Raw genomic sequence first — 6,438 nt, 5'->3', positions numbered from 1 at the left:
TAATTTTATGCAAATTTTAATTAAATTTTTATCAAAACGGGCTAGTTGCTCGGTAAATTCGGCATTATTAGCATTGCATAAAGTATTATAAACATTATGATCGTAGGGCCTTCGTTGATCGCACGGAAGTATTTTCCGCTCCTGTGACACTCGTTTTTTTCAAATTTATACATATAATAATACAGCCACAAATGATAACAGATTAGCAAAACTCCGGCTAGTAATTTTATATGAAAATATCCCATTTTCATAAGCCCAGGATTTAAAATGATAAGCATCACGCCGCTAAAAACCGTCACCGCCATTGCTATCCAACCGATCGCGTGATACAGCATCCGCTCCATCTTTTTAACGACCTTTACGAAATCCGGCTTGTCTAAATTTTCAGCGTGATATACATACAAGCGCGGCATGTAAAACAGCATCGCCATCCATGAAATAAAGCCTGCAAAATGGATAAATTTAAACCAATAGTAACTCATTTTAGCCTCCTTAATCTCTCATTAAAATTTCTTTTCGCGCTTCGAATTCCTCTTTGGAAATCGCGCCTTTTTGATACAGCTCATAAAGCGCATCGACCTTTTTCAGACGCCCCTCGTAGTCGTCCTCCTCTGTCTCGCTTGCAAAAGCATTTAAATCTTCTACCCAAATTCCTACGAAAAATATGTCTAGCAAAATCCAAATTCCCCAAATCGCCCAAAACAAAAAGCCCACCAAAAACCATAGTGTAAAGCTCCCTAGCCAAAATAGCGCGATTTGAGCAAATCCGCTGATAAATTTACCGCAATAAATTCTATGCAGTCCGCCTCCGATCGGCATAGCTGCGATCCACGAAAACGCACCTAAAAACCAAAGCGCGTAAGCGATGTAATTATTTCTCTTCATTTTTCTCCTTTTTCGCGATCTTGTAGCTTTGGAAGATAAAAATCACGACGGCCAGATCTATCATCACGTCGGCGAAATTAAACACCGCAAACTCAAACCACTTATGCCACGCGACGTAATCGACCACGCCGCCGCGAATGAAGCGATCGAGCAGGTTCGAACAGCCTCCCGCGAGCATCAGCGCAAACGGCATCCAGTGCTCGTAAAAGAGCTTTTTATGACAAAATACATACGCTGCAAGCGCTGAGATCAGCGCGATCTGGATAAATTTTAAATTTTCGCCCAAAAAGGCAAACATCGAAAACGCAACGCCGCGATTAAGCGTAAGCTCTAGCGAAAAAAACTCCCCCTGCCACGAAAAGCCGTTTAAAAACAGAAGTTTGATCGCTTGATCGATTGCAAAGATCGCCGCAAAAAGCAGGATAAATTTAATACAGGTCTTAGCCATCTCGCAGCCTAAATTTAAATACGTAAAGCCTGCATTTTTTGTCCGCGCCTTTTGTACCGAGCCATGAGCTTGTCGCGCCGTAAAATTTCACCGTAACGCTACTCATTTAGGGCTTTGGCAAAAAATTTCTCGACCTCGTCCATTCGCTTTTGCAGCAGTTTTTCGTTTTTGCCCTCGATTAAGAGGCGGATAACGTTTTCGGTGCCGGAGTAGCGAAAGAGCGAGCGGATCTTGTCCGCTTTAAGGCTTGCTTCAAGTTCCTTTAGCCCTTTTAATTTTTCAAGCGGTTTTTTATCCGAAATTTTTAAGTTCTTTAAAATTTGTGGATAGGGCTTAATCATCCCCGAAAATTCGCTTGCCTTCTTTTTCATATCCAGCATGCAGGCGGCGAATTGCAGCGCGCTTGCGATGCCGTCGCCCGTTTTGGCGTAATCGCCAAAGATCACGTGCCCGCTCTGCTCGCCGCCGAAATTTGCGCCTAGTTCGTGCATCGTCTCAAGTACAAATTTATCGCCGACGTTACAGCGATGAAGCGCGATGTCGTGTTTAGCTAAAAAATCCTCCAGCGCAGAATTACTCATCACTGTGGCTACCATTTTATTGCCTGCTAAGCGATTTTTTCCTTTCAAATAGACTGCTAAAATTCCAAGCAGCGCGTCGCCATGGATGATCTCGCCGTTTTCGTCCACGACTACGAGCCTATCGGCATCCCCGTCGAAGGCAAACCCGACGTCGGCGCGTAATCTTTTGACCTCCGAGGCTAAATTTTGCGGGCTTAGTGCACCGCAAGCATCGTTAATATTTTTTCCGTTAGGTTCGTCGCCGATGACGATAGTTTCGGCTCCCAGCTCATTAAATACGGTAGGTGCGACCTTGTAGCTTGCTCCGTTTGCGCAATCAAGCACCACGCGAAGCCCGTGCAGCGTCTTTTGCTTCGGGAAAGAATTTTTAATATGCACGATGTATCTGCCGATGACGTCGTCCACGCGCTTTGCGGCGCCGATTTGCATCATTTTGGTGCGCGCCTCGGCGATGAGTTCGTCGCTGAAATAAATTTTTTCGATCTGCGCTTCCTCTTTTTCATCGAGCTTAAAGCCCTCGCTGTTGAAAAATTTAATGCCGTTGTCGTAGTATGGATTGTGGCTCGCGCTTATCATGATGCCCGCGTCGCAGCGCATATCCTCCGTAAGAAAGGCAATCGCAGGAGTAGGCATCGGGCCGATCTGGCGGACGTTGTAGCCTACCGAGGTAAGGCCCGCAACGATCGCGGTTTCTATCATATAGCCGCTTCTGCGGGTATCTTTGCCGACTAAAATCATATTCGTAACGGAATTTTTCCTAAAATAAATTCCCGCTGCCATCGCTACGCGCATCGCAAGCTCGGCGGTCAAAAATTCTCCCGCTTTGCCTCGTACGCCGTCCGTCCCAAAAAGTTTCATTATCAAATCCTTATATAAAAATCGGGAAATTCTACCAAAAAAAGTTTAATCTACATAAATTTAAACTATATTTAAATTTTACTTAAATTAAGCGTCGATTAAATATTTTTTACGTATAATCGCAGGTTCAAATTTAACTGAAAAGGAACATTATGGCAAATCACAAATCCGCCGAAAAACGCGCGAGACAAACCATAAAAAGAACGGAGCGAAATAGATTTTATCGCACCAGAGTAAAAAATATCACAAAAGCCGTAAGAGAGGCGGTCGAGAGCAAGGATCTAGACGCAGCGACTCAGGCTCTAAAAACGGCTAATGAAAGCTTTCACAGCTTCGTAAGCAGGGGCTTTTTGAAAAAACAGACCGCGAGCAGAAAAGTAAGCCGCCTAGCCAAACTCGTAAATTCTTTAAAAACCGCCGCGTAAGCGTTCCTTACGCATAAAATTTAAATGCTAGCCGATAAACTAAAGCCTTTTTTGGATCGCTACGACGAGCTTTCGCGCATGCTTAGCGATCCCGCAGTTACCGCAGATATCGCCAATATGACTGCGTTATCTAAGGAGCAGCGCAATATCGAGCCGATCAAAGAGGCGGCTAGCGAGTATCTTAAAATTTTAAATCAGATCGAAGAAAACAAAGCCCTGCTAAGCGATGCAGATCTCGGCGAGCTAGCCAAAGAGGAGCTTAAAAGCTTAGAGACGCAAAAGCCGCAGCTCGAAGAAAAAATCAAAATTTTACTGCTTCCGAAAGATCCCAACGACGATAAAAATATCTTCCTTGAGATCCGCGCCGGTACGGGCGGCGACGAAGCGGCGCTGTTTGCGGGCGATCTGCTCGGCGCGTATCTGCGCTACGCCGATCTTCGCGGCTATAAATGCGAGATCGTAAGCACTAGCGAAGGCAGCGTCGGCGGCTACAAAGAAGCGATCTTGCTCGTAAAGGGCGCGGGGGCGTACTCGCGGCTGAAATTTGAAGGCGGCACCCACCGCGTGCAGCGCATCCCCGAGACGGAGAGCCAGGGCAGGGTGCATACCTCCGCAATCACCGTCGCCGTCATGCCCGAGATCGAGGATAGCGAGATACAGATCAATCCAAATGACCTTCGCATCGACGTTATGCGTAGCTCCGGCCACGGCGGGCAGTCCGTAAATACCACCGACAGCGCCGTTCGCATCACTCACATCCCGACCGGTTTAGTCGTCACCAACCAAGACGGCAAAGATCAGCATAAAAACAAAGAGGCGGCGATGAAGGTGCTAAAGGCGCGCCTTTACGATATGCAGGAGCAGGAGCGCTTAGAGAAGGAGCGCAAAGATCGCAAGGATCAGGTAGGCACCGGCGACCGCTCGGGGCGAATTCGTACCTACAACTATCCGCAAAACCGCATCAGCGACCACCGCATAAATTTAACGCTTTACCGCCTAGACGCGATCATGGCGGGCGGTTTGTTCGACGAGATCATCGATCCGCTCATCGCGCACTCTCAAGCTGAAGCGATCGCAAACGCGGGCTATTAGCCTTTTAAAATTTAATCCTCATATTTTCAAAATTTTGCTGCGATTTTGTTGCAAAATTTACTTAAATTTAGCCGCAAGCCTTCGGGACAATGTGTTTAATGGCTTTCGCCTCGGCAAATTCACTTAAATTTCATCGCAGTCGTCGCTTGAAATCCCGCCTTTTTAAATTTAAATTCTATTCGCCGTGCCGCCTGGCGTTTTAAATTTCTCTGTTTTTTTAAAATGCGCGCCTTAAACGCCGCTTTAAAATTTACGCAGACGCGAGCAGGGGGGGGTCGCTGCGATAAATTTAAAGTCAAATTTTATTTCTAGCCATCTTTTAATTTGTTTCTTATCTTTGGTGTATTAAAATCCCGCTTCGTTTTATTCGTAAATTTGAAACGTATCTTAAAAACAAGGAAAGCCGATGAGCGAAAGAAATTTGCAAATTTTAGGTTGGGCGGGCACATGTCTGTCGGTCATCATGTACGTATCCTACGTGCCGAACATAATGGCAAATTTAGACGGCAACAAAGTCCCGTTTCTCCAGCCGCTCGCAGCCGCGATAAACTGCACGATATAGCTTAGCTACGGCCTGCTAAAGCCCAAAAAGGACTATCCGCTCGCCGCGGCGAATTTCCCGGGGATCATCTTTGGGCTACTAACCGCAATAACGGCGCTTTAACCGCGCTTTTAGCGGCTTAATAAATTTCAAATCGTCCGCGCCGTACCTTACCTACTGCATCCGCAACGCTTTTTAGTCGCCTACTACGCTGCAACTACTCGATCGCTGTCAGCTGAGCCTGAGCTAGCTTACCACAAGCGCGCCCGCACCTCAAAAATCCATTACGACGTGGCTTTAAAATTTCACAAAATCGCCCGCGCCGCATTCAAGTTCGCCGAATTTAAATAACTTTTATACAAAATTTGATAAGCTTATTTTGATTAAAATTTTATCTTTAAAAGGACGAAAAATGAAAAAGGTCATCACTTGCGTCGATCAAAATGCGCTTGCCCCGGCGGTTAGAGATTACGGAATTTACGTCGCTAAAACCTTGGGTGCCGAGCTCGTGTTTATTCACGTGGTTGAAATCCCGGAGCTTGGCGAGAATTTTTATGGGCTAGCCGCAGGCGGGATCGTCCTAGGAGAGAATGATATCCTTGCAAATAGCTACGGAAGTCCCACATTAGGCGGCGTGGATGTGGAAAAAGACCACGAAGAAGCTGAAGCGATGCTGGATGAATATATCTGCGCTGCGACTGCTGCGGGCGTAAAGGCGAGTAAGATCATCAAAGATGGCGATTTTATCGACGTTATCGCCGAGTACAAGGATGAAGCCGAAATTTTTGTACTCGGTATCAAGGGCTCAAATAACGAGGACGTAGGCTTTAACGCAAGCGTGCTGATAAAGGAGCTTCACGTGCCGTCGCTGCTCGTGAATAAGGAATTTTCACCGATTAACTCCGTGCTCATTGCGTTTGACGGCACTGACGCGGCGAAACGCACGCTTGAGTTTATAAAGAGCTCAAAGCTTCTTGCGAGCGCACATAAGCATGTCTTGCACATCAATGCGGGTGCCGCAGAGGGCGAGCGGATGCTGGATCTGGCGCGCGAAATTTTAGGCACTCAAAACGCCACTTTCAAATTCATCCAAGCCGAAGTTCCCGCCGATGAGATCATCAAATATCGCCGCGCCAATAACCTCGATCTGATCGCTACCGGTGCCTTTACGAAGGGCTTTTTCAAAAAGCTCTTTTTAGGCAGCGTCTCCGAGGATATCTTGCACAATGCGCTTGTACCGGTGCTAGTGCTATCGTAATCGCAAGACCAAACACCGATAAACGCTAAATTCCGTCGCTTACGTTATTTTAAAGCGGCGGAATTTTAGAATTTTAAATTTTTCAATCCTTCGTTTTTAAAATTCATATACTTTTTAAAATTCATAGAAATTTTGCTTGAAAATTCGTCAATATATCTTATTAAATTCCGTTAAATTAGTAATTTCATATAAAATTTTATGATTTAGTTTATTAAAAATTTTATTATTATTTAAGAAGAAGTGTAAGATAATCCCGCCAGTAAATTGATATAGATTATAAAATCTAAAAAGGATTTTTATGAAAAAGGGTAAAATTTTACTTTCTTTTGCGCTACTTTGCTCGCCGTTTT

At 45.4% G+C, this 6,438-nt stretch carries 9 protein-coding genes; 4 read left to right on the top strand and 5 right to left on the bottom strand.

Features of this window, described 5'->3' with window-relative positions:
- Positions 1 to 41: 41 nt before the first annotated feature.
- The 4 genes from Q0140_RS10040 to glmM form a co-directional block, all read right to left on the bottom strand.
- Entirely contained in the window at positions 42 to 482 is a 441-nt protein-coding gene (locus tag Q0140_RS10040) for a CopD family protein (protein WP_297964227.1), read from the bottom strand.
- Between the two features lie 10 nt (positions 483 to 492).
- Complete coding sequence (locus Q0140_RS10035; protein WP_177386934.1) at positions 493 to 885, bottom strand: SHOCT domain-containing protein; 393 nt, start codon at positions 883 to 885, stop codon at positions 493 to 495.
- Positions 872 to 1,333 (bottom strand): signal peptidase II, encoded by a 462-nt coding sequence (gene lspA, locus Q0140_RS10030; RefSeq protein ID WP_297964224.1) that lies wholly within the window; start codon positions 1,331 to 1,333, stop codon positions 872 to 874. Before lspA ends, Q0140_RS10035 begins: the two co-directional genes overlap by 14 nt.
- Positions 1,334 to 1,431: 98 nt before the next feature.
- The gene (glmM, locus tag Q0140_RS10025; protein ID WP_297964222.1) at positions 1,432 to 2,772 is read right to left on the bottom strand and encodes a phosphoglucosamine mutase; all 1,341 of its coding nucleotides are present in this window, start codon (positions 2,770 to 2,772) and stop codon (positions 1,432 to 1,434) included.
- A 152-nt stretch (positions 2,773 to 2,924) separates the two neighbouring features.
- Here glmM and rpsT point away from each other — a divergent pair, with 152 nt between their 5' ends.
- The 4 genes from rpsT to Q0140_RS10005 all read left to right on the top strand — a co-directional run bounded on the left by rpsT (position 2,925) and on the right by Q0140_RS10005 (position 6,088).
- Entirely contained in the window at positions 2,925 to 3,197 is a 273-nt protein-coding gene (gene rpsT, locus Q0140_RS10020; protein WP_291938896.1) for a 30S ribosomal protein S20, read from the top strand.
- Positions 3,198 to 3,221: 24 nt separating this feature from the next.
- Positions 3,222 to 4,289 (top strand): peptide chain release factor 1, encoded by a 1,068-nt coding sequence (gene prfA / locus Q0140_RS10015; protein ID WP_297964220.1) that lies wholly within the window; start codon positions 3,222 to 3,224, stop codon positions 4,287 to 4,289.
- A 406-nt stretch (positions 4,290 to 4,695) separates the two neighbouring features.
- The gene (locus Q0140_RS10010; protein WP_297921763.1) at positions 4,696 to 4,851 is read left to right on the top strand and encodes a hypothetical protein; all 156 of its coding nucleotides are present in this window, start codon (positions 4,696 to 4,698) and stop codon (positions 4,849 to 4,851) included.
- A 391-nt stretch (positions 4,852 to 5,242) separates the two neighbouring features.
- Entirely contained in the window at positions 5,243 to 6,088 is an 846-nt protein-coding gene (locus Q0140_RS10005) for a universal stress protein (protein WP_297964218.1), read from the top strand.
- A gap of 147 nt (positions 6,089 to 6,235) precedes the next feature.
- Here Q0140_RS10005 and Q0140_RS10000 read toward each other — a convergent pair.
- Positions 6,236 to 6,438: hypothetical protein (locus tag Q0140_RS10000; RefSeq protein ID WP_297964216.1), on the bottom strand; the 203-nt coding region annotated here is incomplete at its 5' end.

This window comes from uncultured Campylobacter sp., assembly GCF_938045405.1.
In the GTDB taxonomy this organism is placed as follows: domain Bacteria; phylum Campylobacterota; class Campylobacteria; order Campylobacterales; family Campylobacteraceae; genus Campylobacter_B.
Note: the sequence above shows the minus strand (reverse complement) of the source record. Positions and strands in the feature narration are given on the sequence as shown.

Excerpts from the sequence above, each read along its gene's own strand:
- Q0140_RS10040 (WP_297964227.1), bottom strand. The coding sequence starts at position 482 with ATGAGTTACTATTGGTTTAAATTTATCCATTTTGCAGGCTTTATTTCA.
- Q0140_RS10035 (WP_177386934.1), bottom strand. The coding sequence starts at position 885 with ATGAAGAGAAATAATTACATCGCTTACGCGCTTTGGTTTTTAGGTGCG.
- lspA (WP_297964224.1), bottom strand. The coding sequence starts at position 1,333 with ATGGCTAAGACCTGTATTAAATTTATCCTGCTTTTTGCGGCGATCTTT.
- glmM (WP_297964222.1), bottom strand. The coding sequence starts at position 2,772 with ATGAAACTTTTTGGGACGGACGGCGTACGAGGCAAAGCGGGAGAATTT.
- rpsT (WP_291938896.1), top strand. The coding sequence starts at position 2,925 with ATGGCAAATCACAAATCCGCCGAAAAACGCGCGAGACAAACCATAAAA.
- prfA (WP_297964220.1), top strand. The coding sequence starts at position 3,222 with ATGCTAGCCGATAAACTAAAGCCTTTTTTGGATCGCTACGACGAGCTT.
- Q0140_RS10010 (WP_297921763.1), top strand. The coding sequence starts at position 4,696 with ATGAGCGAAAGAAATTTGCAAATTTTAGGTTGGGCGGGCACATGTCTG.
- Q0140_RS10005 (WP_297964218.1), top strand. The coding sequence starts at position 5,243 with ATGAAAAAGGTCATCACTTGCGTCGATCAAAATGCGCTTGCCCCGGCG.